Source organism: Nonomuraea turkmeniaca, assembly GCF_005889735.1.
GTDB classification, from domain to species: domain Bacteria; phylum Actinomycetota; class Actinomycetes; order Streptosporangiales; family Streptosporangiaceae; genus Nonomuraea; species Nonomuraea turkmeniaca.
The window spans coordinates 22,087-45,735 of the sequence record NZ_VCKY01000048.1; the positions used below are offsets into that span (position 1 = coordinate 22,087).

The 23,649-nt window shown below is 71.6% G+C and carries 19 protein-coding genes; 13 read left to right on the top strand and 6 right to left on the bottom strand.

All coding sequences use genetic code 11. From position 1 onward, the window contains the following. Positions 1 to 38 precede the first annotated feature (38 nt). The 5 genes from pgfA to ETD86_RS16535 all read left to right on the top strand — a co-directional run bounded on the left by pgfA (position 39) and on the right by ETD86_RS16535 (position 5,086). Positions 39 to 959 (top strand): cell envelope lipid trafficking protein PgfA, encoded by a 921-nt coding sequence (gene pgfA, locus ETD86_RS16515; protein ID WP_138667043.1) that lies wholly within the window; start codon positions 39 to 41, stop codon positions 957 to 959. Continuing rightward, positions 956 to 1,843 carry a decaprenyl-phosphate phosphoribosyltransferase gene (locus ETD86_RS16520; RefSeq protein ID WP_138667044.1) on the top strand — a complete coding sequence of 296 codons (888 nt, stop codon included), beginning with the start codon at positions 956 to 958 and terminating at the stop codon, positions 1,841 to 1,843. The genes pgfA and ETD86_RS16520 overlap by 4 nt, the downstream gene beginning before the upstream one ends. Continuing rightward, complete coding sequence (dprE1, locus tag ETD86_RS16525; protein WP_138667045.1) at positions 1,840 to 3,162, top strand: FAD-binding oxidoreductase; 1,323 nt, start codon at positions 1,840 to 1,842, stop codon at positions 3,160 to 3,162. Before ETD86_RS16520 ends, dprE1 begins: the two co-directional genes overlap by 4 nt. Next, positions 3,159 to 3,896: a decaprenylphospho-beta-D-erythro-pentofuranosid-2-ulose 2-reductase gene (gene dprE2, locus ETD86_RS16530; protein WP_138667046.1), complete on the top strand. Its 738-nt coding sequence runs from the start codon at positions 3,159 to 3,161 to the stop codon at positions 3,894 to 3,896. The genes dprE1 and dprE2 overlap by 4 nt, the downstream gene beginning before the upstream one ends. An 83-nt stretch (positions 3,897 to 3,979) precedes the next feature. Beyond that, on the top strand, positions 3,980 to 5,086 hold the full coding sequence (locus ETD86_RS16535) for an NAD(P)H-dependent flavin oxidoreductase (protein WP_138667047.1): 1,107 nt from the start codon (positions 3,980 to 3,982) through the stop codon (positions 5,084 to 5,086). Between the two features lie 87 nt (positions 5,087 to 5,173). On the opposite strand, the gene ETD86_RS16540 is transcribed toward ETD86_RS16535, so the two are convergent. Then, positions 5,174 to 5,983, bottom strand: a complete 810-nt coding sequence (locus ETD86_RS16540; RefSeq protein ID WP_138667048.1) for a crotonase/enoyl-CoA hydratase family protein — start codon at positions 5,981 to 5,983, stop codon at positions 5,174 to 5,176. Positions 5,984 to 6,191: 208 nt separating this feature from the next. On the opposite strand from ETD86_RS16540, the gene ETD86_RS16545 reads away from it, so the two are divergent. From ETD86_RS16545 to ETD86_RS16565, 5 genes are all read left to right on the top strand, one after another. Then, positions 6,192 to 7,739 carry an acyl-CoA synthetase gene (locus ETD86_RS16545; protein WP_138667049.1) on the top strand — a complete coding sequence of 516 codons (1,548 nt, stop codon included), beginning with the start codon at positions 6,192 to 6,194 and terminating at the stop codon, positions 7,737 to 7,739. Then, entirely contained in the window at positions 7,729 to 8,628 is a 900-nt protein-coding gene (locus ETD86_RS16550) for a Zn-ribbon domain-containing OB-fold protein (RefSeq protein WP_246147950.1), read from the top strand. Before ETD86_RS16545 ends, ETD86_RS16550 begins: the two co-directional genes overlap by 11 nt. Beyond that, positions 8,625 to 9,668, top strand: a complete 1,044-nt coding sequence (locus tag ETD86_RS16555; RefSeq protein WP_138667050.1) for a thiolase domain-containing protein — start codon at positions 8,625 to 8,627, stop codon at positions 9,666 to 9,668. Before ETD86_RS16550 ends, ETD86_RS16555 begins: the two co-directional genes overlap by 4 nt. A 120-nt stretch (positions 9,669 to 9,788) precedes the next feature. Continuing rightward, positions 9,789 to 10,934, top strand: a complete 1,146-nt coding sequence (locus tag ETD86_RS16560) for a thiolase domain-containing protein (protein ID WP_138667051.1) — start codon at positions 9,789 to 9,791, stop codon at positions 10,932 to 10,934. Next, positions 10,934 to 12,520, top strand: a complete 1,587-nt coding sequence (locus ETD86_RS16565) for an acyl-CoA synthetase (protein ID WP_138667052.1) — start codon at positions 10,934 to 10,936, stop codon at positions 12,518 to 12,520. The genes ETD86_RS16560 and ETD86_RS16565 overlap by 1 nt, the downstream gene beginning before the upstream one ends. On the opposite strand, the gene ETD86_RS16570 is transcribed toward ETD86_RS16565, so the two are convergent. The 3 genes from ETD86_RS16570 to ETD86_RS16580 all read right to left on the bottom strand — a co-directional run bounded on the left by ETD86_RS16570 (position 12,510) and on the right by ETD86_RS16580 (position 20,204). After that, the gene (locus ETD86_RS16570) at positions 12,510 to 18,542 is read right to left on the bottom strand and encodes a tetratricopeptide repeat protein (protein ID WP_138667053.1); all 6,033 of its coding nucleotides are present in this window, start codon (positions 18,540 to 18,542) and stop codon (positions 12,510 to 12,512) included. The genes ETD86_RS16565 and ETD86_RS16570 overlap by 11 nt on opposite strands. A 102-nt stretch (positions 18,543 to 18,644) precedes the next feature. Beyond that, the gene (locus tag ETD86_RS16575; RefSeq protein WP_138667054.1) at positions 18,645 to 19,271 is read right to left on the bottom strand and encodes a LysE family translocator; all 627 of its coding nucleotides are present in this window, start codon (positions 19,269 to 19,271) and stop codon (positions 18,645 to 18,647) included. A 21-nt stretch (positions 19,272 to 19,292) separates the two neighbouring features. Further along, a complete protein-coding gene (locus tag ETD86_RS16580) occupies positions 19,293 to 20,204 on the bottom strand; it encodes a LysR family transcriptional regulator (protein WP_138667055.1) in 912 nt (303 codons plus the stop codon). 116 nt (positions 20,205 to 20,320) lie between these two features. Between ETD86_RS16580 and ETD86_RS16585 the strand changes: the two genes are divergently transcribed. Next, positions 20,321 to 20,866: a cysteine dioxygenase family protein gene (locus tag ETD86_RS16585; RefSeq protein ID WP_246147951.1), complete on the top strand. Its 546-nt coding sequence runs from the start codon at positions 20,321 to 20,323 to the stop codon at positions 20,864 to 20,866. A 125-nt stretch (positions 20,867 to 20,991) separates the two neighbouring features. Continuing rightward, entirely contained in the window at positions 20,992 to 21,498 is a 507-nt protein-coding gene (locus ETD86_RS16590) for a pyridoxamine 5'-phosphate oxidase family protein (protein ID WP_138667057.1), read from the top strand. Between the two features lie 7 nt (positions 21,499 to 21,505). Here ETD86_RS16590 and ETD86_RS16595 read toward each other — a convergent pair whose 3' ends face one another. Then, the gene (locus tag ETD86_RS16595; RefSeq protein ID WP_211370095.1) at positions 21,506 to 21,742 is read right to left on the bottom strand and encodes a hypothetical protein; all 237 of its coding nucleotides are present in this window, start codon (positions 21,740 to 21,742) and stop codon (positions 21,506 to 21,508) included. Positions 21,743 to 21,784: 42 nt separating this feature from the next. On the opposite strand from ETD86_RS16595, the gene ETD86_RS16600 reads away from it, so the two are divergent. Then, a complete protein-coding gene (locus tag ETD86_RS16600; protein ID WP_138667058.1) occupies positions 21,785 to 22,240 on the top strand; it encodes an NUDIX domain-containing protein in 456 nt (151 codons plus the stop codon). Between the two features lies 1 nt (position 22,241). Here ETD86_RS16600 and ETD86_RS16605 read toward each other — a convergent pair whose 3' ends face one another. Then, entirely contained in the window at positions 22,242 to 23,597 is a 1,356-nt protein-coding gene (locus ETD86_RS16605) for a dipeptidase (protein ID WP_138667059.1), read from the bottom strand. Between the last annotated feature and the right edge of the window lie 52 nt (positions 23,598 to 23,649).

A 23,649-nucleotide genomic window follows, 5' to 3' on the forward strand; every position in this document is an offset into this window, starting at 1 on the left:
CCCAGTCAGGCGTCCGTGCACCTGCACATGGAGGGTCCATGAACCGGGTCGTCGTTGGCAGCGTCCTCATCGCCGTCGGGGCATTCCTCATCGTTCTGGCTCCCCTGATGCGCTTCCAGGTCGCGCCCGCGCTCATCGCGGCCGCGGGCGACCACTACGGCATCAGCAAGCTCCGGGCGACCGGCGCGCAATACTTCAGCATCCCCGACGGCAAGGTCCTCACCGCCGACCTCGACATCATCGTCACCACCCGTGGCGACGTGAAGGAGGCGTCCGGCGACCGGGTCGTGTGGGACGAGTTCACCGCCGTGAACGACGTCACCAACGGCAAGCCGGGCATCAACTTCACCGAGCGGCGCAGCGCCTTCGACAAGCGCTCGGGCGTCGGGCTCAACTGCTGCGGCGTCAGCGTCGACAAGGCTCCGGTCCAGCTCCAGGGGCAGATCTACAAGTTCCCGTTCGACGTGGAGAAGAAGAGCTACATGGTCTTCAACTCCACGACGGGCAAGGCGTACGAGGCCAGGTTCGTCGGCGAGGAGCAGGTCAACGGGCTGAACACGTACAAGTTCGAGCAGACGGTCCCCGAGACCAAGACGCAGACCCTGAACGCGCCGGCCGCCATGTTCGGCATGGGCGAGTCCGGTGACGTGCAGCTCAACCGCTATTACTCGGGCACGAACACCTACTGGATCGAGCCCACCACCGGCGCGCCGGTCCGCCAGGAGCAGCAGCGCAACGAGGTGCTCAAGAGCCAGGACGGCATCGAGCGCTCCAAGGCCTTCGTGGCCGCGGCCAAGATGACCGACGACACCGTCAACGAGCTCGTCACCAGCGCGCGCGACGGCAAGAGCCAGATCACCCTGATCAAGACCACGCTGCCGATCGTGCTCGCGGTGGTCGGTATTGTGCTCTTTGTGGGAGGAGTATTCCTGACCCTGCGCGGTCGCAGGGCGGCATGAGCCAGGACGTGGTCGCGGGGCCCCGGACGACCTCGCCGGCGCTGGCGCTGGTCAGGGCGGCCAGGCCGCGCCAGTGGCTGAAGAACGTGCTGGTCCTGGCCGCGCCTCTGGCGGCCGGGGTGCTGGGCGAGCCGCGTAGCCTGCTCGCGGCGTTATCGGTCTTCGTCGCGTTCTGTCTGGCCGCGAGCGGCTCCTACCTGCTCAACGACGCCTCCGACGTGGAGGCCGACCGGCTGCACCCGCGCAAGAAGCACCGGCCGATCGCGTCCGGGGCGGTGTCCGTGCGGACGGCCCGGGTGACCGGCGTCGCCCTGCTGCTCCTGGCGCCCGTGGTGGCCGCGCCGGCCGGGCGCTGGGAGTCGTCGGCCGTGGTCGCCGGGTACGTGGCGCTGACGCTGTCGTACACGGTGTGGCTGAAGCACCAGGAGGTCGTGGACCTGATCGCGGTCGCCGGGTGCCACGTGATCAGGGCCTACGCCGGCGCCGTGGCGGTGGACGTGCCGGTGACCGGATGGTTCCTGGTGGTCGTCTCCCTGGCCGCCCTGCAGCTGGTGGTGGGCAAGCGCGAGGCGGAGCTGCGGGCCCAGGGGGTGACGGGCACGCGCGCGACGCTGGCTTCCTACTCTCCCGCGTACCTGGCCCAGGTGCGGGTCATGTGCTCGGGCGCGATGATCGTGACGTACTGCCTGTGGGCGCTCAACGCGCACGCCGACCTCTTCTACGGGCTCAGCATCATCCCGTTCCTGCTGCTCGTGCTCAGGCATAATCTGCTGGTGGACCGGGGGAGGGGCGAGGAGCCCGAGGAGCTGGCGGCACGCGACCGGCCGATCCTGCTCTTCGCCGTCGGACTGATCGTCCTGGTCGCCTTGGGGATCTACATATGACGACGTTCCTGACCGGCTGGGGGCGCACGGCGCCCACGCCGGCCACGCTCGCGCGGCCCGGCTCCGTCGAGCACCTGAGCGAGCTGGTCGCGGCCGCGGAGGGCGGGCGGGGCGTGGTGGCACGCGGCCTGGGCCGGTCGTACGGCGACGCCGCCCAGAACGCCGGCGGCCTCGTCCTCGACTGCACCGGGCTCGACACGTGGACCTTCGACGAGGCCGGCGGCCTGGTGACCGCCTCAGGCGGGGTGAGCCTGCACGACCTGATGACGGCGCTCGTCCCCCGCGGCTGGTTCGTGCCCGTCAGCCCGGGCACCCGGCACGTGACCGTCGGCGGCGCCATCGCGGCCGACGTGCACGGCAAGAACCACCACCGCGACTCCTCCTTCGGCGCGCACGTCCGCTCGCTCACCCTGGTGACCGCCGACGGAGCGGCCCGGACGCTCCGCCCGGGCGATCCGCTCTTCCTGGCCACCGTCGGCGGCATGGGGCTGACCGGGGTGATCGCCGAGGCCACGTTCGCCTGCGTGCCCGTCGAGACCGCCCTCATGCGGGTGGACGTGCAGCGCACCGTCGACCTGGACGAGACGCTGGCGACCATGGCGGCCACCGACGACCGCTACCGCTACACCGTGGCCTGGATCGACCTGCTCGCCCGCGGGAGCCGGATGGGCCGCAGCGTGCTCACCAGGGGCGACCACGTGGCGCGTGCCGAGGGGAAGGAACCGCCGGACTTCACGCCCGGCGCGTGGTTGCGCGCGCCCGCGCGGGTGCCCGGCGGGCTGCTCAACCGGCTGAGCGTGCGCGCGTTCAACGAGGTCTGGTACCGCAAGGCGCCGCGGCGCAAGACCATCGTGCAGGGCATCGCGCCGTTCTTCCATCCGCTCGACTTCGTCGAGGGCTGGAATCGCGTGTACGGCTCGCGAGGCTTCGTCCAGTACCAGTTCGTGGTGCCCTTCGGCGCGGAGGACACCCTGCGCGACATCGTCGGGTCGTTGTCCGCGCACGGCACCGTGTCGTTCCTGACCGTGCTCAAAAGGTTCGGCCCGGGATCGGGCGGGCTGCTGTCCTTTCCCATGCCCGGCTGGACCCTGGCCCTGGACATCCCGGCCGGGCAGCACGGGCTGAGCGGCCTGCTCCGCGGCTTCGACCGGCAGGTGGCCGACGTCGGCGGGCGGGTCTACCTGGCCAAGGACTCGCGGCTGCGCGCTGACATGATGGCGGCCATGTATCCCGAGCTGGAGCAGTGGCGGCGGATCAGGGACGAGGCCGATCCCGCCGGGTTGTTCCGCTCCGACCTGGCCAGGAGGCTCCGGCTGTGAAGAACGCTCTCGGCGCGGTCGACACCGTGCTCCTGCTCGGCGGGCGCAGCGAGATCGGCTTGGAGATCGTCAAGCTGCTCGTGGGCCTGGGTGCGAGCCGAGTGGTGCTGGCCGTCCGCGGCGAGTACACCCCTCCCGCGCTCGGCGCGGAAGTCCATGTGCTGCCGTTCGACGCGCTGGACGTTCACGGGCACGGCGCCGTCTTCACCAAGGCGGTGGAGCTGGTAGGCGATCTCGACGTGGTGATCTCGGCGTTCGGCGTACTGGGGAGTCAGGCGGACTACGACGCCGATCCCGCGGCCGCCGCGGCGGACGTCGCGGTCAACTACGGCGCCCACGTGTCGGTGGGGCTGCACGCGGCCAGGGTGCTGCGCGAGCAGGGACACGGCACGCTCGTCATGTTGTCGTCGGTGGCCGGCGCGCGGGTCCGCAAGGCCAACTTCGTGTACGGCTCCGCCAAGGCCGGGCTCGACGGGTTCGCCCAGGGACTGGATGACGCCCTGCACGGATCGGGGGCAAGAGTGCTGATCGTACGCCCAGGCTTCGTGATCGGCCGGATGACGGAGGGGCTCACCCCTGCTCCGCTGTCCTCGACCCCCCGGCAGGTGGCCTTGGCCACGGTGCGGGCGCTGCGCGAGGGCGCCTCGTCCGTCTGGGTGCCGCGTGCGCTGGGGCCGGTGTTCGGGGTGCTGCGGCTGCTGCCCCGCGCTCTGTGGCGCAGGATGCCGCGCTAGAACCCGTTTCATGAGACTGACCGAGCAAAGATTCTAGAGTAGAACACGTTGCAGTATGGTCAGTGCGCACTTATCGTCGGCTCATGCGGACACGTGTCACGGACATGTTCGGAATAGAGCTCCCGATCTTCGCCTTCAGCCACTGCAGGGACGTGGTCGCCGCCGTCAGCCGCGCTGGCGGTATGGGGGTGCTCGGGGCACTTTACTTCACGCCTGAAGAGCTCGAGATGGAGCTCAAGTGGATCGACGACCACGTGGACGGCAAGCCGTACGGCGTGGATGTCGTCATGCCCGCCTCCTACGAGGGCGCCGAGTTCGCCCCTGAGGAGCTGGTGGGCCGCCTGCAGTCGATGATCCCCGACGGGCACCGCGCTTTCGTCGAGAACCTCCTGGCCAAGCACGGCGTGCCGGACCTGTCCTCGGACGCCGACGCCGGCAAGGTCCTGCTCGGCTGGACGGACGCCACGGCCCGGCCACAGGTCGAGGTCGCCCTGCGGCACCCGATCGCGCTCCTGGCCAACGCCCTCGGCCCGCCCCCCGCCGACGTCGTGGACCTGGCCCACGCGCACGGGGTGAAGGTCGCCGCCCTCGCCTCCACGCCCCGCCACGCGCTCAAGCAGGTCGAGGTCGGCGTGGACGTGGTGGTCGCCCAGGGCACGGAGGCCGGCGGCCACACCGGTGAGATCTCCACCATGGTGCTGATCCCGCAGGTGGTGGATGCCGTGGACGTTCCCGTCCTGGCCGCCGGCGGCATCGGCAACGGCCGGCAGATGGCGGCGGGCATGGCGCTGGGCGCGGAGGGTGTCTGGACGGGCTCGTTGTGGCTCACCGTCGAGGAGGCCGACACCCCGGAGATGGCCAAGCGCCGCATCCTGGAGGCGACCTCCCGGGACACCGTGCGCTCGCGCAGCTGGACCGGCAAGCCGGCGCGGCTGCTCAAGAACGAGTGGACGGACGCGTGGGAGTCGGAGGAGTCGCCGGGGACGCTGCCGATGCCGTTGCAGTTCATGCTGGTCTCGAACGCGTTGCGGCGCATCGGCCGGTCCGACGCCAGCGAGCTGGCGACCTTCCCCGCCGGGCAGGTCATCGGCATCACCAACCAGGTCCGCTCCACGAAGGACGTGGTGTTCGGGTTGGTGGAGGAGTACGGCGAGGCGCTCGACCGGCTGTCCCGCATCACTGAAGACTGAGGGCGAGGTCCCCTCCGCTGCCGGACGCGCGGAGGGTCGGCAGGAGCGGCCGCCGAGTGCTTCGGGACCGCTCCTAGGGAAAATCCCTCAACGGCCCTCGTAGCGCGGCGCGCGCTTCTCGCGGAAGGCCCGGGTGCCCTCCTTGGCATCCTCCGAGCCGATGACCGGCCAGCCGAGGTCGTCCGAGACCTTCAGGGCCTCCGGCTCGGAAAGCCCCAGCGTGTCCCGGTACGTCCGCAGGATCGCCTGGACCGCCAGCGGCCCCGAGGCGGCCACGTCGCCGGCCAGCTCGCGGGCCGCCGCCAGCGCCTGGCCGTCCGGGACCACGCGGTTGACCAGCCCCATCGACAGGGCCTCCGCCGCCGTGATCGAGCGGCCGGTCAGCAGCAGGTCCATGGCGTGGCAGTACGGGATCTGCCGGGGCAGCCGGACGGCGCTGCCGCCCATCGGGAACAGGGCGCGCTTGGCCTCGAACAACCCCAGCGTGGCCGACTCGGCCACCACCCGCAGGTCCGTGCCCACCAGCAGCTCGGTTCCGCCGGCCACCGCATAGCCCTCCACCGCGCTGATGATCGGCTTGGTGGGCAGGTCCTCGCGCAGCAGACCCTTCCAGTGGAAGTTGGGGATCTGGGCGGCCCTGGCCTGGACGTCAGGGTCCGTCGACGGCCGGCCCATGGCCTTGAGGTCGGCGCCGGCGCAGAACGTGCCCTCCGCGCCTGTCAGGATCGCCACCCGGATCCCGGGCTCCGCCGACGCGTACGCCCACGCCGAGGCCAGGCCGATCAGCATGTCCGAGGAGAGCGCGTTGCGGGCCTCCGGGCGGTTCATGGTGACGATGAGGACGTGGCCGTCGCGTTCGACCCGGCAGTGGGGGGTGCTGATCGGAAGGGGCTCCATGGATGCCTCCAGGTCTCTAATCAAGCGCTTGCTACGCAATGCGCCCCAGGATACGCTCCCACCAGCAAACGAGAACAGGTTCCTGTTTTGCTGCCGTGCGAGAGTGTGCCGTCGTCCGGAGGAGCGACGTAGGAGCGGCGGGGAAGGCGGCGGCATATGCGACCGAGCCTGCCTCACGGAGTGAGGCCACGAGCAGGTGGGAGTGCAGATGGGCACGCTCGGATTCTGGAGGCTCGCGCAGGCGGATCCCGAGTGGATCGCGGCTGTGGACCCCGACGGTACGGAGCACCGCGCGGGCGACCTCCTGGCCAGATCGAACCGCCTCGTCCACGGGCTGCGCGACCTCGGGCTCAAGCCCGGTGACGGCATCTGCGGGCTGGTGCCCAACGGCGCCGACGGTCTGGTGCTCTACCTGGCCGCGATGCAGGCCGGCTGGTACTACACGCCGGTCAACTGGCATCTCACCGGCCCGGAGATCGCGTACATCGTCTCCGACAGCGAGGCCAAGGCGTTCTTCGTCCACCCCCGGTTCCTGGAGGAGGGCGCCAGGGCGGCCGACGCCATCGGGCCCGAGCGGCGTTTCATCCTCGGGGACGAGGCCGACGGGTTCCGCCTCGCGAGCGAGCTGACCGACGGGCGGCCCGGCAGTGCGCCTGCCGACCGCACCGCCGGCGCCACCATGCACTACACGTCCGGCACCACCGGCAGGCCCAAGGGCGTCAAACGCCCGTTGAACGGCCTCGATCCGGACGACTCCGCCGAGCTCATGACGTTCCTGCTCGGATTGTTCGGCATCACACCGGGCCGGCCCAACGCCCACCTGGTCACCTCGCCCTGCTATCACACCGCCGTCACCCAGTTCGGCGGCACGGCCCTGCACATGGGGCACACGCTGGTCTACATGGACAAGTGGGATGCCGAGGACTTGCTCCGGCTCTGCGAGCGGTATCACGTGACGAACTCCCATCTGGTCCCGACGCACTTCAAGCGGCTCCTCGCGCTGCCCGAGCCGACCCGCAAGCAGTACGACCTGTCCTCGCTCAAGTGGATGATTCATGCGGCCGCCCCCTGTCCGATCCCGGTGAAATGGGCGATGTTGGACTGGTGGGGCGATTGCGTCTACGAGTACTACGCGGCCACCGAGGGCGGCGGCACGCTGGCCACGCCCGGGGACTGGAAGGCGCACCCGGGCACGGTCGGCAAGGCCTGGCCGATCAGCGAGCTGCTCATCGTGGACGAGCAGGGCGAGCCGGTGCCGACCGGCATCCCTGGGACGATCTACATGAAGATGATGGGTGTCCAGTTCGAGTACAAGGGCGACCCGGCCAAGACCGCCGCGAGCCGGCTCAAGGACTTCTTCACCGTCGGGGACGTCGGATACCTGGACGAGGACGGCTTCCTCTTCCTCTGCGACCGCAAGGCCGACATGATCATCTCGGGTGGCGCGAACATCTACCCGGCCGAGATCGAGAACGAGCTCATGATCCACCCGAAGGTGGCGGACGTGGCCGTGTTCGGCATCCCGGACGAGGAGTGGGGCGAGCAGATCAAGGCCGTGGTCGAGCCGGCGCCGGGCGTCGAGCCGGGCCCGGAGCTGGCCGCCGAGCTGCTGGCCTCGCTGGAGGGTCGGCTGGCCAGGATGAAGTGGCCCAAGAGCATCGACTTCATCGCCGAGATGCCCCGCGAGCCGAACGGCAAGCTGCTCAAACGCAAACTTCGCGCCCCGTACTGGGAGGGACACGACCGTGCCATCTGATCCGCTCGTCGCCCAGCACGTCCTGGAGTTCCCCGGCGGCTACACGCGGACCACGGGACCGGTGATCGGCCGGTTCCTGAGCGAGTTGCGCGGACGGCGCATCGTGGGGGCGCGTACGGCGGAGGGCCGGGTGCTGGTCCCGCCCCTGGAGTACGACCCGGCCACCGGCGAGCCCGTCACCGGCGAGTACGTCGAGGTCGGCCCGGCGGGCACGGTCACCGCCTGGGCCTGGGTGCACGAGCCGCTCGACGGCCACCCGCTCGACCGCCCCTTCGCCTGGGCCCTGATCAAGCTCGACGGCGCGGACACGGCGCTGGTGCACGCGGTGTGCCCGGAGCACCCCAAGGCCATGGAGGCCGGGATGCGCGTCTGGCCGATCTGGCGCGATCAGCCCACCGGCCACATCACCGACATTTCGTATTTCGCCCCCGAGGTCACGAAGATCGTGTCGAACGTGCGCTCCGAGTACCGCCTCCAGGCGGGCGGCGCGCTCCGCGTCTTCTTCGAGGGCATCCAGCGCGGCGTCTTCCTCGGCGGCCGCTGCGACCAGTGCGACAAGGTGTACGTCCCCTACCGCGCGGCCTGCCCCGAATGCGGAGGCGTCATCCCGGAAACGCGTGAACTTCCCGACACCGGGACGATCACCACGTTCGCCATCAACAACCTGCCAGACCCGCGAGCCCCCCAGGTGCCGTTCGTGTCGGCGTACATACTGCTCGACCATGCCGACATCCCCATGATCGCCCTGATCGGCGACGTGCCCGCCCACGAGGTACGCCAGGGCATGCGCGTCAAGGCCGTGTGGGTGCCCGAGAGCGAGCGTACGGCGTCCATGGCGAACATCCGCTGGTTCGCCCCCACCGGCGAGCCCGACGTGGAGTTGTCATGAGAGCGTTGGCGACAAGAGAGGTAGCGATCGTCGCGTTCGCCCAGACGCGGCACACCCCGCACGACACCGGGCTGACCGAGCCCGAGCTGATCCTGCCCGTGATCAACGAGGTCAAGGAGCGCACCGGGCTCAAGCGGTTCGGCTTCACCTGCTCGGGCAGTTGCGACTACCTCGCCGGCGCGCCGTTCTCGTTCGTGTCGGCGCTCGACGCCCTGGCCGCCTGGCCGCCCATCTCGGAGAGCCACGTGGAGATGGACGGCGCCTGGGCGTTGTACGAGGCGTGGGTGCGGCTCCAGCACGGCGACATCGACTCGGCCCTGGTCTACGGCTTCGGCAAGTCGTCGCTCGGCGACCTGCGCAGGATCATGACGCTCCAGCTGGACCCGTACTATCTGGCGCCGCTCGGCCTCGACCAGCTGTCCTACGCCGCGCTCCAGGCGGCCGCCGTCGGCGCGGACCGCAAAGAGCTGGACGAGATCGTCCGCCGTAGCCGCGCGGACGGCCGCGCGAACCCGTACGCGCTGGATTTGCCCGACCCCGAGCGTGGCGAGGACGAGCCCTTGGCCGTCCGGCCGCTGAAGCTGACGGACGTGCCGCCGATCACCGACGGCGCGGCCGCGATCGTGCTCGCGACCGGTGACCTGGCCAGGGAGCTGTCCGACAACCCTGCCTACATCAGGGGCATCGCGCATCGGATCGAGCCGCATTACCTGGGGATGCGGGACCTGGCCAGGTCGGCCTCCGCCGCCGACGCCGCCCGCGCCGCCGGGGTCGGCAAAGGCCCCGTCGAGGTGGCCGAGTTGCACACCCAGTTCCCGCACGAGGAGATCATCCTGCGCGAGGCGCTGGAGCTGACCGGCGACACGGTGATCAACCCGTCGGGCGGGCCGCTGGCGGCCAACCCCGTCATGGCCACCGGACTCATCCGCATCGGCGAGGCGGCGCAGCGCATCCTCGACGGCCGCGCCCGCCGCACCGTCGCCCACGCCGCCGGCGGGCCCTGCCTGCAGCACAATCTCGTCACCGTACTGGAGGCCTGATCATGGGGAACCGGGAGCGAACCCGACGCAGTGAGCGGAGTGGAGGGCCGACCCGTGCCGATGGCGCGCCTTCGGCACGACAGGCACTCCGCGGAGCGAATGAGGAGTGGTGAGCGACCCATGAACAGGTGTGCGGTCATCGGCGTCGGGCAGACGCACTACACGACTCGGCGCAGGGACGTGTCGATCGCCGGATTGGTGCGCGAGGCGGCGCTGCGGGCGTTGGAGGACGCCGGGCTGACGTTCAAGGACATCGACGCCGTCGTCATCGGCAAGGCGCCGGACCTGTTCGAGGGCGTCATGATGCCGGAGGCGTATCTGGCCGACGCGCTCGGGGCGGCCGGCAAGCCGATGATGCGGGTGCACACCGCGGGCAGCGTCGGCGGCTCCACGGCGCTGGTCGGCGCCAGCCTCATCCAGGGCGGCGTGCACGACCGGGTGCTGGTCGTGGCGTTCGAGAAGCAGTCGGAGTCCAACGCCACCTGGGCCCTGTCCACGCACCTGCCGTTCAGCTCGTCGCTGGTGGTGGGCGCGGGCGGCTACTTCGCGCCGCACATCCGCGAGTACATGCGCAGGTCCGCCGCCCCCGATCACATCGGCACGCTGGTGGCGGTGAAGGACCGGCTCAACGCGCTCAAGAACCCGTACGCGCACCTCAAGATCCCCGGCATCGACCAGAAGATGGTGGAGTCCACGCCCATGCTCTGGGAGCCGATCCGCTACCTGGAGACCTGCCCGTCCAGCGACGGCGCGTGTGCGATGGTCCTGTCGTCGGAGTCGGCGGTCACCGGCACTCCGGCCTGGGTGCACGGCACCGCCATGCGTTCCGAGCCGATCTTCCGGGCCAGCCGCGACACGGTCAGCCCGCAGGCGGGCAAGGACTGCGCGGCCGACGTCTACCGCCAGGCCGGCATCGCCGACCCGCGGCGGCAGATCGACGTGGCCGAGACGTACGTGCCGTTCTCCTGGTACGAGCCGATGTGGCTGGAGAACCTGGGGTTCGCGGCGGAAGGGGAAGGATGGAAGCTCACCGAATCGGGCGCCACGGCGCTCGACGGTGACATTCCGTGGAACGCCTCGGGCGGGGTGCTGTCCAGCAACCCGATCGGGGCTTCGGGGCTGATCAGGTTCGCCGAGGCCGCGCTGCAGGTGCGCGGGATGGCCGGCGAGCACCAGGTGGACGGCGCCCGCACGGCGCTCGGCCATGCCTATGGCGGGGGAGCCCAGTTCTTCGCGATGTGGATCGTCGGACGGGAGAAACTCTGATGGAGTTCAACCACGCGGATCTGTTCGAAGGTCTCGCGGACGCGATCGGGGAACGGACCGCGGTGATCTGCGGCGCGGACCGCCGCACCTATGCCGAGCTGGACGCCGAGGCGAACCGGCTCGGCCACTACCTGATGGACCTCGGCGTCGAGCCGGGGCAGCACGTCGGGATCCAGCTCTACAATGGCATCCCGTACATCGCCGGCATGCTCGCCGCGCTGAAGATCCGGGCCGTGCCGATCAACGTCAACTACCGGTACGTCGAGTCCGAACTGCTCTATCTCTACCGGGACTCCGACATCCGGGCGCTGATCTACGACGTGGAGTTCGACGCGCGGGTGGCCGCCGTCGCCGACCAGGCGCCGCTGCTGCGGCACCTGATCTCGGTGGGCGGGGAGTCGGCGATCGGCTCCGCCGTGCCGTACGAGACCGCCCTGGAGCGAGGCAAGCCCGAGCGGGGCTTCCCGCCGCGCTCCGGCCAGGACGTGTACATCATCTACACCGGCGGTACCACCGGCATGCCGAAAGGCGCGATGTGGCACGTCGAGGACCTGTTCATGGGCTTCGGCGGTGGCAACCCCGGCGGCGAGCCGCGCGCCACCCCGCAGGAGGTGATCGACGCGGCCGTCGCGTCGGGTCCCCTGGTGATGTTGCCCGTCGCGCCGCTCATGCACGGAGCCGCGCAGATGGCCACGTTCATCTCCTGGTGGTTGGGCGGGACCGTCGCGTACGTGCACAAGTTCGACGGCGCCGAGGTATGGCGGACGGTGGAGCGCGAGCGCGTGAACACCATCAACATCACCGGCGACGCCATGGCCAGACCGATGGCCGAGGCGCTGGCGGAGGGCTCCTACGACGTCTCCTCGCTGATCGTGATCAGCTCGACCGGGGCCATCCTGAGCGGCGCGGTCCGGGACCGCCTCCAGGAGCTGCTCTCGAACGTCATGATCCTGGACAACTTCGGCTCGACCGAGTCCGGCTACACCGCCTCCGGCGTGGCCGGGTCGACGCCGGAGAAGGGCCTGCGTTACCAGCCGAACGCCGTGGTCGATCTGGCCGTGCTCGACGAGAAGGGCCGTCCCGTCGAGCCCGGGTCCGGGCAGCTCGGGACGGTGGCGCGGTCGGGGCGGGTCGCGTTCGGCTACTACAACGACCCCGAGAAGACCGCCCGCACGTTCGTCACCGACGAGCAGGGCAGGCGCTGGCTGCTGACCGGCGACCTGGCGAGCGTCGACGCGGACGGCACCGTGAACGTGTTCGGCCGGGGCTCGCAGTGCATCAACACCGGCGGGGAGAAGGTGTTCCCCGAGGAGGTCGAGGCGGTGCTCAAGGGGCATCCCTCGGTGTTCGACGCGGTGGTGACCGGGGTGCCGGACGAGCGGTGGGGCAACAAGGTCGCGGCCGTGATCGAGCCGCGGCCGGGCGTCGAGGTCACGGCCGAGGAACTGGACGCGCACTGCAGGACGTTGCTGTCGGGGTACAAGGTGCCGCGGACGTACGCGTTCGTCGAGACGATGGTGCGCTCGCCGGCCGGCAAGGCCGACTACCGGTGGGCGCGGGAGACGGTGGAGGCCATCACGTCCTGAGGGCGCGCAGGTCGTCCTCGACCTGCCGCGCCTCGCCGTTCTTGCCGGCCTTCTCCAGAAGGGTCAGCCTGCTGCGCAGCACGTCGCGCAGCAGGTCGACCAGCCCCTCGTCCTGCTCGTCGGCGAGCAGCTCGCGCAGCAGCCCACCCGCGACCCGCAGCGCGGCGTCGGCGGCGTCGTCCCGGCCCAGCTCCTGCTGGCAGAAGCCGAGCCGGGCGTGGGCGACGGCTCTGGAGAGCACGTCACGCGTCACCTGCGTGCCGCGATGGAAGACCAGGCCGGCCTCCAGCGGGCGCCCCGCCTCCATGAGCGCGTCGCCGAGCATGAGCATCGCCCTGGCCAGCAGCCCGGACAGCGGCGGGTTGCCCGGCGCGTACCGCTCCAGCGCCGCCACCGCCTCGCGCAGCGGCCGCACCGCGTCCGCGGACAGGTCCCGCATCCGCAGCGCGGCGGCCAGCGTGAGGCTGGCGCCCGCCCGGCTGGTGTGCAGGGCCTCGGCGTTCATGCCCGTGGTCATCAGGTCGTCGTAGATCGCGATGGCCTCGCGGGCCCTGGCCTCGGCCTCGGTCCCGCCGTCCAGCCGCAGCAGCGGCAGCAGCTCCGAGCTCTGGGCCAGGGAATCGGCCAGGATCGCCCGGTACGTGAGATCGTCCGGCGACCGCCTGGCCAGCGGGATCAGCTGCTCCACGAGCGTGTTGGCCTCGGTCAGCTCGCCCAGCATCATGTGGCACCTGGCCAGCCGCTGCAGGGCCAGCGCGTGCTTGACCGTGCCCGGCTTCTGTCCGGTCGTGGCGGTCCTCGCGTACTCGGCGGCCTCCTCCGCGCGCCCGCCTGCCAGCAGGTCATCGGCGATCATCGCGGCGACCTCGGCGGCGGCGGCCGGCGGGCGCGGCAGCCGGTTGTAGATCTGCAGCGCCTCCACCAGGTGCGCCAGCGCCTCCTGCGTCCGCCCTGCGGCCCGCAGCACGCGGCCCCGCACCTGGATCGCCTGGGCGCGCACCTGCGGCAGCTCCTGGCATCTCTCGCATCTATGGTCGCACTCGCACGGGGCTCCGCCGGTGACGCAAGCCGCCCCTCTCCGCTCCAGTTCGGCCATGGACCAGCCGACCGCCTCCAGCGCGGCGTGCGGGCGGTCCAGGGCGGCCAGGCTGTCGCCCAGCTGGGCGTAGACGGCGGCGGCGACGGCCGGGTCGTCGAGCTCGTCGCACAGGTCCGCGGCGCGTTCGCAGTGGGCCAGGGCCTCCACCGGGCGGCCGCGGTCTTGCAGCTCGGCCGCGTACCGGCCGAGGGCCGCCGCCAGCTCCCTGCCGTGCTCCGCGTCGTCGAGCAGCACGATGGCCTGCTCGGCGACGGCCAGGTCGGTCTGGTCGAGCCTGGCGAGGGCGGCGAGCGCCAGTCCCAGCCGGCCGCGATGGGCGCCGGAGACGGTGGCGGGTCCATGGTCGCGCTCGGGGGCTTCGCTGGTCACGCCGGCTGCCGCCCTCCGCCCCAGGCTCGCCGCTTTGACGCCCCGGTGCACGCGGACGGCCAGCCGGGCGGCCAGGACGGCGCTTCCCTGGTCATTCGCCTGCGCGGCGGCGGTGCTGAGGCGGGACAGGCAGCGGGCGTGCCTGTCGTGCAGGTCGGCGCCGGCGGTCAGCGGCACCTCGCGTTCGAGTGCCTCGGTGAACGCCGTGAGCGGCGGCAGCAACGCGGCCGGATCCGCGTCCTCCGGCAGGTCGGTCACGTACGCGGAGAGGTCGTCGATGAGGGTCCTGAGCACGTCGGCCTCCGGGAGCGGGCGCATCTCCAGAATCCGGGCGTACATGACGATCGCGGCGGCCGGGCCTTCCTCGCGGGCACGCAGCCTGGCCAGGCGGACCAGGGACAGCAGGTGGACGTCGGCCAGATCGGCGGGCGCGGGGCCGAGCTCGGCCAGCAGCGCGGTGCCTTCGGCCAGCTTCTCCCTGGCCGCGTCCTCGTCGTGCAGCTCGGCCAGGCACAGGCCGCTCAGCTCCAGGCAGGCGCCGGCGACCAGCCGATTGCCGTTCGACGGCTCCGGCACGAGGACGTCGAGCGCCCGGGTGGCCGACCTGAGCGCACCCTCCACGTCCTGCCTGGCGAAGCGGATGCCGCCCTGGAGGCGCAGCGCCCCGGCGAGGGCCACGGGGGACTCGATGCCTTCGGACACGAGTGCGGCGTACAGCCTGACCAGCCGGTCCGCCGCCGCCTCCGCTTCCTGCGGGCAGCCGGAGCGGGACAGTGCGACGGCCTCCAGGATGAGCAGCTCGGCGAGCTCTTTCCCCGACGCCGGGCTCGCCCCGGCCTGGCCGTGGGACTCGATGGCGGTTCGCAGGTGGGGCACGGCCTCCTCGTGCCGCCCGAGCCCCACGAGCGTGCGCCCGAGTGCCGCCGCGACCTGGCCCGCGAGCATGCGCCCGAGTGCCGCGACCTGGCCCGCGAGCATGCGCCCGAGTGCCGCGACCTGGCCCGCGAGCGTGCGCCCGAGGTGCCGCTGGAGCAGCTCGGCCGCCTGCGTCGCCAGCGCGAACCCGTCCGCCGCCCGGCCCGCGTCCGCCCAGGCACGGGCCAGCATGGCTTGGGCGGACAGGTAGGCGTGGATCTCGTCGGGTTGCGGCTCGCCGGCGCCTTCGACGGACTCGCGGCGCTCGGCCACCAGTTGCTCGGCCCGCGCGACGACCTCCTCCGGCCGCGGGGTGACCAGGGCCAGCATCCAGTGCCGCGGACCGCCCGGCGGCGGGGGCGTCCGCGTCCGGCCCAGCCTGGCGCGTACGTCGGCGAGATGGCGCCGGTAGCTGTCGTCGTCGGCGCTCAGGACGTCGTACAGCTCGGCCGCGATCTCCAGCTGCGCCACGGCGTCCGCGGACCGTCCCAGCTCGTCCAGACACAGGCCGAGCAGCCACCGTGCCCTGGCCTGCGGGTGCTGCCCGACCGCCAGGACCATGGCCTCCTGCAGCGGGTCGAGCGCCTCATCGGGACGGTCGTCGAGCAGCAGCAGCTCACCCAGGTCGAGCAGCTGCGCGGCCAGCGCGGAGCGGTACTCGCCGGGGTCGAGCACGACCAGCGCCCGCAGGTTGCGCCCGGCTTCGGCGGCGGCGCGCGCGGCGGCGTCCAGGTCGTCCAGGGCGCCGTGCAGCCTGGACAGCAGGCCGGCGGCCGTGGCCAGCAGGAACCGCAGCCCGGGCTCCTCGGCCGCCAGGCCGCGCAGCCGCGCCACCGCCTCCGCGGCCGGCACAAGAGCGTCGGTGGTCCTGCCGTGGCCGTGGAGCCAGGCGGCGAGGAGATGCAGCCGCTGGGCAAGGTCGCGGTCCGTGGGCGCGACGTTCCTGACGGCCGCCGTGGCGGCGATGGTGAGACAGGCGGCCAGCTCCGGCAGGGCGGCGGTGGGCGGTCCGTCCTCGATCCCCTCGAACGGCGCCAGCGGCGTGGCGGTGACGAGCTCCTCGTACGAGGTCAGCGGCTCGGCGGCGGACAGGAGGCCGGCCACGTCCGCCGCGACCTCGGGATCGCCGCCGGCCGCCGCGAACGCCTCGACGGCCTCCTCCGTCCGACCGACTCCCAGCAGCGCACACGCCAGGTTGTAGTGTGCCCGCGCGGTCCGCCCCGCGTACCGGGTCTCGTGCTCCTCTTCGGCGAGGATGCCGAACCTGGCCGCGGCCTCCTGCACGGGCTTGAACGCACTGCCGGGCTCACCCGCGAGCAGCAGGCAGGCGCCCAGGTTGTCCAAGGCCTCCGCCCGCGCGCCCGCCGCCTCGTACGGGGCGGCGGCAGTGAAGATGTCGACGGCCTCCGCCGCCGCGACGACCGCCTCACCCACCCGGCCCGCGGCCGCCAGCCGTTCCGACAACACAGACAGCGCGCCGGCCAGCGCGATGGGCTGCCCTTCCGCCCGCAGGTGCCACACGGTCAGCTCGCCGATCGTCACATGGAGGGCCCGTAATCCCAGCCGCACCTCCCGCTCTACCGGCAGCCCGGCCACGGCGCCGGCGATCTCCCGATCGCCGGTGAACACCCCCAGCGCCGCATTGACCGCGTCCCCCAGCCGCATCCCCGGCGCCGCCGCGGCCTCCGCGACCATGCTGCCGATCCTGGCCGCCACCAGCCCACGCAGCGCCGACCTGACCCGCGGCGAGCCCACCGACAGCCGGAGGGCGTCGAGCATGCGCACGAGGTGGCGCGCCGTACGGCCTTCATGATCGTGCAGGGCGAGCACGAGCCGGTCCAGGTCCTCCGTCTCGGCCAAGAGCCGCTCGGCCAGCACATCCGGGCCCAGCCGCGCACCGCCGTCGAAGATCCGGCCGAGCCACTGTGCCGCGGCGTCGGCGCGCAGACCGGGCACGGTCGCCAGCAGGCCGGGCAGCTCGGCGGGGGTCGGCGCGGTCAGCGTGACCACCGCCACGGCATGCCGGCCCGTCGCGCCGTTCACCCGCTCGCCGGGCCATACGTGCGCCCACTGCTCGTATTCACGCGCCAAGAACCGCGCGACCAGCCCGCCCGCTGTGTTCACGGCCTCACTGCGTTCGGCGGCCCGGTCGCCATACGCCGCCCGCTCATGGCCTCTCTCCGTCCGGCGGTTCGGTCGCCCTGTGCCGCCCTCGCCGCCCCGGCTCTGGTCGCTTCGCTCCCGCCGCTCCTCCAGGTGACGGCACTCCCTCGCGTCGCCGTCGCACAGGCGCATCAGGGCGGCCAGGTGGACATGGAGCGGCAGACCGAATTCCGGGTCGTCGAGTGGCGGTGGCGCCGGAAGCGCGGCCCTGCTCGGCGCGAACGCCTTCATGGCCGCGAGCGCGTGCTCCGTCCGCTCGGGCAGGGTGAGCGGACGGGCGTTGAGCTGAACGGTCGCGGTGTTGAGCCGCCGCAGCCAGCCGCCCGCGGCCGTGTCGAGCCGCCGCCACCATTCGGCCTCGCCCGGCTCGCGGACCAGCAGCAGGATCCTTACGGGCGGGTTGTGCTCGTGCTTGGCCAGCCGCCGCACCAGCTCACCGACCAGTGGCGAGGACGGCTCGGGGTGGTCGACCACCAGCAGAGTCGGGCGCAGCACGTCCAACGTCACAGGTCGGTCCGCGTCGCCGGACAGCGCGCCGCAGACGGAGTCCAGCGGCAGGAATCCGGCGTCCCACCCGGCCCGGGCGAGCTGCTCGCACAGCTCGCCCGCCAACCTGGTCCTCCCCGTGCCGCGGCGCCCGCTCAGCACGGCGATCGACAGTGCCCCGGGCTCGTCGGCCCACTCCCGCAGCCGGGCCAGCTCCTCCGCCCTGCCCAGGAACGGCACCACCGCGTGCCGCGGGACCAGCAGCCGCCAGTCGGGGCAGTCCGCCGGCAGGTCCTCGCGGGCGGGGGAGAGCAGATCGGGCAGGATCACCGACGGGTCGTCCTCGGCCACGGTTTCGAGCCGGCCGGGTGGTACGCCCGCCAGCTCGCGGAACCGTTCGTCGCCCAGCAAGGCGGTTACCGGGATGACGTCGAGGCGGTGCTGGTCGTACCCGTCGTGGCCGGTGACGATCACGCCGATGATCTGCCGGGCGGGCTCGGCCAGCAGGGCCGCGCCCGACATGCCCGCCCAGAGGGAGACCGGCATGGACTCCAGCACGCCGGCCGTCAGCGCCTTCGACACCGCGCCCGCGGGCGGGTCCACCAGACCCGACAACGTCCGCGCGGCCCGGTCGCCGTCTCTGGGAAAGCCTCTGGCCACGCAGCGCAGCCTGTGCTGTCCCTGGCCGACCCGGGCCCAGCGCACATGATCGATTCCCGGCACCTCGCGCCAGGGTGACGCTTCGGTCACCCGCAGGAGCGCGACCCCTGTACCGCCGCGTCCCCGCCACACTTCCTCGGCCCGCGCCCATCGCGCCGACCCCGCCGCCCGCACGCGGCACGGCGCCTCGGGATCGACCACGTCTCCGGAGGTCAGCACGAGATCGGCGCCGATCGTATACCCCGAGCCGGTCACGCCGACGAGGTCGTCGTGACCCGAATACACCTCGACGGCCCGCTCGAGCCCGAGGCGGTGTGGTGGCGTGTCCATGGGGTCCGCCTAGAGGCCTATGAAGTACGTCCGGACGTGCCGTCCCCCTCGATCATCGTTTGATCTCACTATCGCACTATGGGCTAGAAATTTCCTGGCTTGTCAGGCCTTCTCGGTTGTGAGCCAAGCCGCCAGCCCCAGGTACACGAGCCCGCTGCCCACATCGAGCCGCCGCCGTGCCCGGGCCGAACGTTGTACCCGATCGGCGAGCGCCGAGGCGAGCATCGCGTACGTGCCGTCGGAGGCCATGCCGAGCACGATCCAGAGGAGCCCGAACAGCAGGATCTGCGGTCCGATGGGCCCGGCCTCCGGTCTGGCGAACTGCGGCAGGAACGCCAGGAAGAAGATCGCCGTCTTGGGGTTGAGCACGTTCACCACGAACCCCTCCCAGAACAGCCGTTGCCTCGACTGCACCTTCAGCTCGATCGCCTTCTCACCCTCGGCCCGCCGCATCAGCTTGCGCACACCGAGCCAGACCAGGTAGGCGACGCCGACGTACTTGACCACGGTGAACGCGGTGGCGGAGGCGGCCAGCAGGGCGCTGATGCCCAGCGCGGCCGCGGCCACGTGGACGACCGAGCCCAGGTGCACGCCCAGCACGGAGATCAGGCCGGCGGTACGGCCTTGGGAGACGCTCCGGGTGACGATGTACAGGACCGCGGGCCCGGGCACGATGAGCAGGCCGAGCGTGGCCACACTGAAAAGGGCGAGTGTCGAAATATCGGGCATGGGGCCATCGTAGGCAGGCCGTCAAAGGTTTTCTGTCAGCACCTTTCGCAGCGTTTTCTGCACTGCTCTCGTGGCCGTTTTCCGCAGCGCCCGGAGCAGCGCGTCGGTGGGCGGCGGGTGAGGCGGGTCGCCGTAGACGGCGGCGTAGACGTGCCTGGTCGACCCGGGCACCTCCGCCACCTCCACGTCCGGATGCCGGTGAGCGCGCAACGCCAGCCCCGGCAGCATCGTCAGCCCCAGCCCGGCCGCCACGAGCGCCTGCACGGCCACGATGTCGTCGCTGGTGAACGAGATCCGCGGCTCGAACCCAGCCTTGTCGCAAATGTCCAGCAGGTGGCTGCGGCACCGGTCGCAGCCCGCGATCCAGGACGCCTCGGCGTGCCCGGTCAGCTCTCCGTCCGTGGGGGTGCTGGACACCAGGTAACTGGGGTCGTCGAGGAGATGGATCATGGTGATGCCGTTGTCCTCGGGCGCGGTGTCGTCGTACCTGAACACCACCGCCACGTCCACCCGCCCGGCCCTCAGCAGCCTGAGGGCCTCCGGTGGCTCGGTCTCGGTGAGGTGCAGGCGCAGCCCGGGATGTGCGGTGGCCAGCACCGTGGCCGCCTCGGGGACGAACGTGCCGAGCGCGGAGGGGAAGGCGGCCAGTCGCACCCGGCCGGAACGCAGCCCCACGTGCGCGGCCAGCTCCTCGGCGGTGGCGTCGAGGCGGTCGATGATCTCCGCGGCCCGCTCGGCCAGCAGCCTGCCCGCGTCCGTGAGCCTGATGCCGCGCCCCACCCGCTGGATGAGCCGGGCACCCGTCTCCGCCTCCAGCCGGGCGAGGTGGTGGCTCACGGACGGCTGCGAGTAGTGCAGCTCCTTGGCCGCCGCGGTCAGCGAGCCCTTGCGGGCGACCGCGAGGAGGACGCGGAGACGGACGACATCCAGCATTCATCAATCATATCTATCGATCAGCCAGAAGACTTCTGTTGGACCTATCGGTTGCGACAGAGGACCGTAGAAAGGGAAGAAGGGTTATCCGATTTCCCTTAGGGGGTGTCATGGACATGGCCGCCACCACACTGGCCAGGCCGGGCCTCGAAGCGCTCGTGACCGGCATCTCCGACATCGTGGCCCGGCGGCTCGGGCCACGCCGGACCGCGTACACCGTCGCTGATCTGCTCCGCGACCGCCTGCCAGGCCTCGACATCCTCACGCCGCAGGAGCGCGAGGGCTCGCCGGACGGTTACGTCTCCCGCCCGCTCTACGCCCAGGAGGACTTCTCCATCGTGTCGGTGGTGTGGCGCCCCGGTCAGGAGACGGTGATCCACGACCACGTGGCGTGGTGCACGTTCGGGATCCTCAGCGGCATCGAGTACGAGACCCTCTACCGGGACATGGGTGACCATCTCCTGGAGATCGGCCGCGCCGAGAACCGGCCGGGCGAGGTCAGCGGCTTCGCCCCGCCCGGAGACATCCACAAGGTCCGCAACACCAGCGGCGAGGTCGGGGTGTCCATCCACGTGTACGGGGCCGACGTGAGCCGCCTCGGCAGCAGCGTGCGCCGCGTCTACGACCTGCCGGTCAGCAGCGAGGGAGCCGCGGGAGCGTAGCGACCAGAGCGGGGGAGGCGGCGGCGTCCGGCGGCCGGGCCTGCCTCACGGAGCGAGTGTTCCCGCGCCCGCCGGTGAGTTCCTGAGCCGGCCCCGGTCTGCCTATACGCAGAGAAGGAGAAGCCATGGAACCGACCACGAAGCTGGATGCCCGTTTCAGCGACCCGAACGCCACCCCGACGCCCTGGGCGCAGGCCCGCGAGCAGTTGATACACGCGGAGACGTACTGGCTGACCACCGTACGCGCCGACGGCCGCCCGCACGTCACCACCCTGCTGGCGGTCTGGCAGGACGACGCGATCTACTTCTGTACGGGAGCCGAGGAGCAGAAGGCCAGAAACCTGGAGTCCAACCGCCACTGTGCGCTCACGACCGGCGCCAGCGCCCTGCACGAAGGGCTCGACCTGGTGGTCGAGGGCGCCGCCGAGCGCGTCACGGACCCCGGCAAGCTCAAGCGCCTGTCCGGCGCGTGGGAGTCGAAGTACGGCGGCGACTGGCACTTCGACGTGGGCGACGGCGTGTTCACCCACCCGGAGGGCGGGGAGGCGCTGGTCTTCGAGGTGGCCCCGGCCAAGGTGCTGGGGTTCCGCAAGGGCGAGTACAGCCAAACCAGCTGGCGGTTTCCGGGGTAGCGGCGCATCACCGATCCAGCCGGAGCCGGTGCCGCATCGCGACCGCGTCGCGGATGGCCCAGTGCTCACTACGAGGTGCGCGGAGGTCACGGCCCTGCCCCGCGCACAGGCTGATCGCCTTGACCGGCCGCCCGGGTGCCGCGGCGTCCAGCGCCGGCCGGATACGGCTCTGGACGACCCGCGGCCGCTGGGACAGGCGTGAGTCCGGGCGATCGTATTCGTCGTGCCATTCCTGCCAGTCCATGGCCAGACTCTACGGAAGACCATCAAGGCAGAAGGGGGCCCAGTGCTACGGCTGCTCACCCGGGTGTGGAGGTCGCTGGGCGGTCGCCTGCAATGGCGGCTGGTGTGGCTGAAACACGCCACGTTCATGGTCGGTGTCACCGGCGTCGTACGCGACGACGAGGGCCGGGTGCTCGTGCTCAAGCACCGGCTGTGGCCCGAGAGCCGCCCATGGGGATTCCCCACCGGGTACGCGAAACGGTCCGAGACGTTCGAGCGCACCGTCGAGCGTGAGGTCTTCGAGGAGACCGGCCTGACCGTGCGGACAGGCCGGCTCATCCGGCTGAAGAGCGGCTTCAGCCTGCGGGTGGAGGTGGCCTACGAGGCCGTGCTCACGGGTGGCACACTCAAGATCGATCCCCTGGAGATCCTGGAGGTGAAGTGGTGCCTGCCCGATCAGCTGCCGGAGGGCACGCAAGGCTCCCACCGGCAGCTTCTTGAGCACTGCTCGCACATCTGACCTAGATGCCCAGCGCTGAGGGCAGGCTGAGCTCCTGGAGGAACAGAGCCTCCGTCGTGGCCACCCTGCGCAGCTCCTCCAGGTCCACCCGCTCGTTCGGCGCGTGGATCGCCGCGTCCTCGTCCTCGGCCCCGAACAGCAGGATCTCCGCCGCGGGGAACTGCCGCAGCAGCGTGTTCACCAGCGGGATCGAGCCGCCCGCGCCCACGTCGCGCGGCGGCCGGCCGAAGGCGCGCTCCATGGCCCGGTTCAGTGCCGCGCGGGCCTTGCCGCCCGAGTCCGCCTGGAAGCCGGAGCCCACCGTGAAGTCGCCGAACGACACCTGCACACCCCACGGCGCCACCTGGCGCAGGAACTCCACCACCGCGTTCACGGTCGTCTTCGGGTCTCCGGCCGGCGGCACGCGCACGGTGACGCGGGCCCGCGCCCTCGGTTGCACGGCGTTCACGGCGCCGGACACCGTCGGCACGTCGAGGCCGGTGACCGTGATCGCGTAGGACGACCAGAGCCGGTCCGCCAGCGAACCCGAGCCCACCAGCGACACGCCGTCCACAACGCCCGCCGTCTTCCTGAACTCCTCCTCCGACGGCCCCTGCCCGAGGAACGCTCCGCGCGGCAACCCGGGCACGCGGATGTCGCCGTTGTCGTCGTGCAGCGCGGTCAGCATGCGCATCAGGGCGGCCAGCGCGTCGGGAGCGGCGCCGCCGAAGGAGCCGCTGTGCACGGCCTCCTTCAAGCTGCGGACCTCGATGGTGAAGGCGGCCATGCCGCGCAGCGACGTGGTGACGGCCGGGTCGCCGACACGCGGGTTGCCGGTGTCGGCCACCACGATGGCGTCGGCGCGCAGCAGGTCGGGGTTGCGCTCGACGAACGCCTCCAGGCGCTCGCCCGCGTATTCCTCCTGGCCCTCGATGATGACCTTGATGCCCACGGGGAACCGGCCCTGGAAAGCACGCAGGGCGGTGATGTGGGAAATGACGCCCGACTTGTCGTCCGCGCAGCCGCGGCCGTACAGGCGGCCGTCGATCAGGGTCGGCTCGAAGGGCGGCGTGCGCCAGGCAGCGGGGTCGCCCGCGGGCTGCACGTCGTAGTGCGCGTACAGCAGGACCGTCGGCATGCCGGGAGGCGCGGGCGCCTCGCCGTAGATCGCGGGGAAGCTGCCCTCGACAGCCACCTGCTGGACGTGCGGCAGGCCGACGGAACGCAGCAACTCCTCGGTCACCGCGGCCGCGGCGAACACCGGCTCTTCCGGGTGCCCGGGGAAGGCCACGGAGGGGATGGCGGCCAGTCGCTTGAGCTCCTCGATGGCCTGGGGCATCGAGGCGGCGACGGCGCTCTCAATCTGGTCAGGAGTCACGGACGGTCCCCCGGTCAACGAAATCTGGACAGTTTGCCTCTCATTGGATCAC

Bases quoted from the DNA above. Each gene is read 5' to 3' on its own strand.
- pgfA (WP_138667043.1), top strand. From the start codon at position 39: ATGAACCGGGTCGTCGTTGGCAGCGTCCTCATCGCCGTCGGGGCATTC.
- ETD86_RS16520 (WP_138667044.1), top strand. From the start codon at position 956: ATGAGCCAGGACGTGGTCGCGGGGCCCCGGACGACCTCGCCGGCGCTG.
- dprE1 (WP_138667045.1), top strand. From the start codon at position 1,840: ATGACGACGTTCCTGACCGGCTGGGGGCGCACGGCGCCCACGCCGGCC.
- ETD86_RS16535 (WP_138667047.1), top strand. From the start codon at position 3,980: ATGCGGACACGTGTCACGGACATGTTCGGAATAGAGCTCCCGATCTTC.
- ETD86_RS16540 (WP_138667048.1), bottom strand. From the start codon at position 5,983: ATGGAGCCCCTTCCGATCAGCACCCCCCACTGCCGGGTCGAACGCGAC.
- ETD86_RS16545 (WP_138667049.1), top strand. From the start codon at position 6,192: ATGGGCACGCTCGGATTCTGGAGGCTCGCGCAGGCGGATCCCGAGTGG.
- ETD86_RS16555 (WP_138667050.1), top strand. From the start codon at position 8,625: ATGAGAGCGTTGGCGACAAGAGAGGTAGCGATCGTCGCGTTCGCCCAG.
- ETD86_RS16560 (WP_138667051.1), top strand. From the start codon at position 9,789: ATGAACAGGTGTGCGGTCATCGGCGTCGGGCAGACGCACTACACGACT.
- ETD86_RS16565 (WP_138667052.1), top strand. From the start codon at position 10,934: ATGGAGTTCAACCACGCGGATCTGTTCGAAGGTCTCGCGGACGCGATC.
- ETD86_RS16570 (WP_138667053.1), bottom strand. From the start codon at position 18,542: ATGGACACGCCACCACACCGCCTCGGGCTCGAGCGGGCCGTCGAGGTG.
- ETD86_RS16575 (WP_138667054.1), bottom strand. From the start codon at position 19,271: ATGCCCGATATTTCGACACTCGCCCTTTTCAGTGTGGCCACGCTCGGC.
- ETD86_RS16580 (WP_138667055.1), bottom strand. From the start codon at position 20,204: ATGCTGGATGTCGTCCGTCTCCGCGTCCTCCTCGCGGTCGCCCGCAAG.
- ETD86_RS16585 (WP_246147951.1), top strand. From the start codon at position 20,321: ATGGCCGCCACCACACTGGCCAGGCCGGGCCTCGAAGCGCTCGTGACC.
- ETD86_RS16590 (WP_138667057.1), top strand. From the start codon at position 20,992: ATGGAACCGACCACGAAGCTGGATGCCCGTTTCAGCGACCCGAACGCC.
- ETD86_RS16595 (WP_211370095.1), bottom strand. From the start codon at position 21,742: ATGGACTGGCAGGAATGGCACGACGAATACGATCGCCCGGACTCACGC.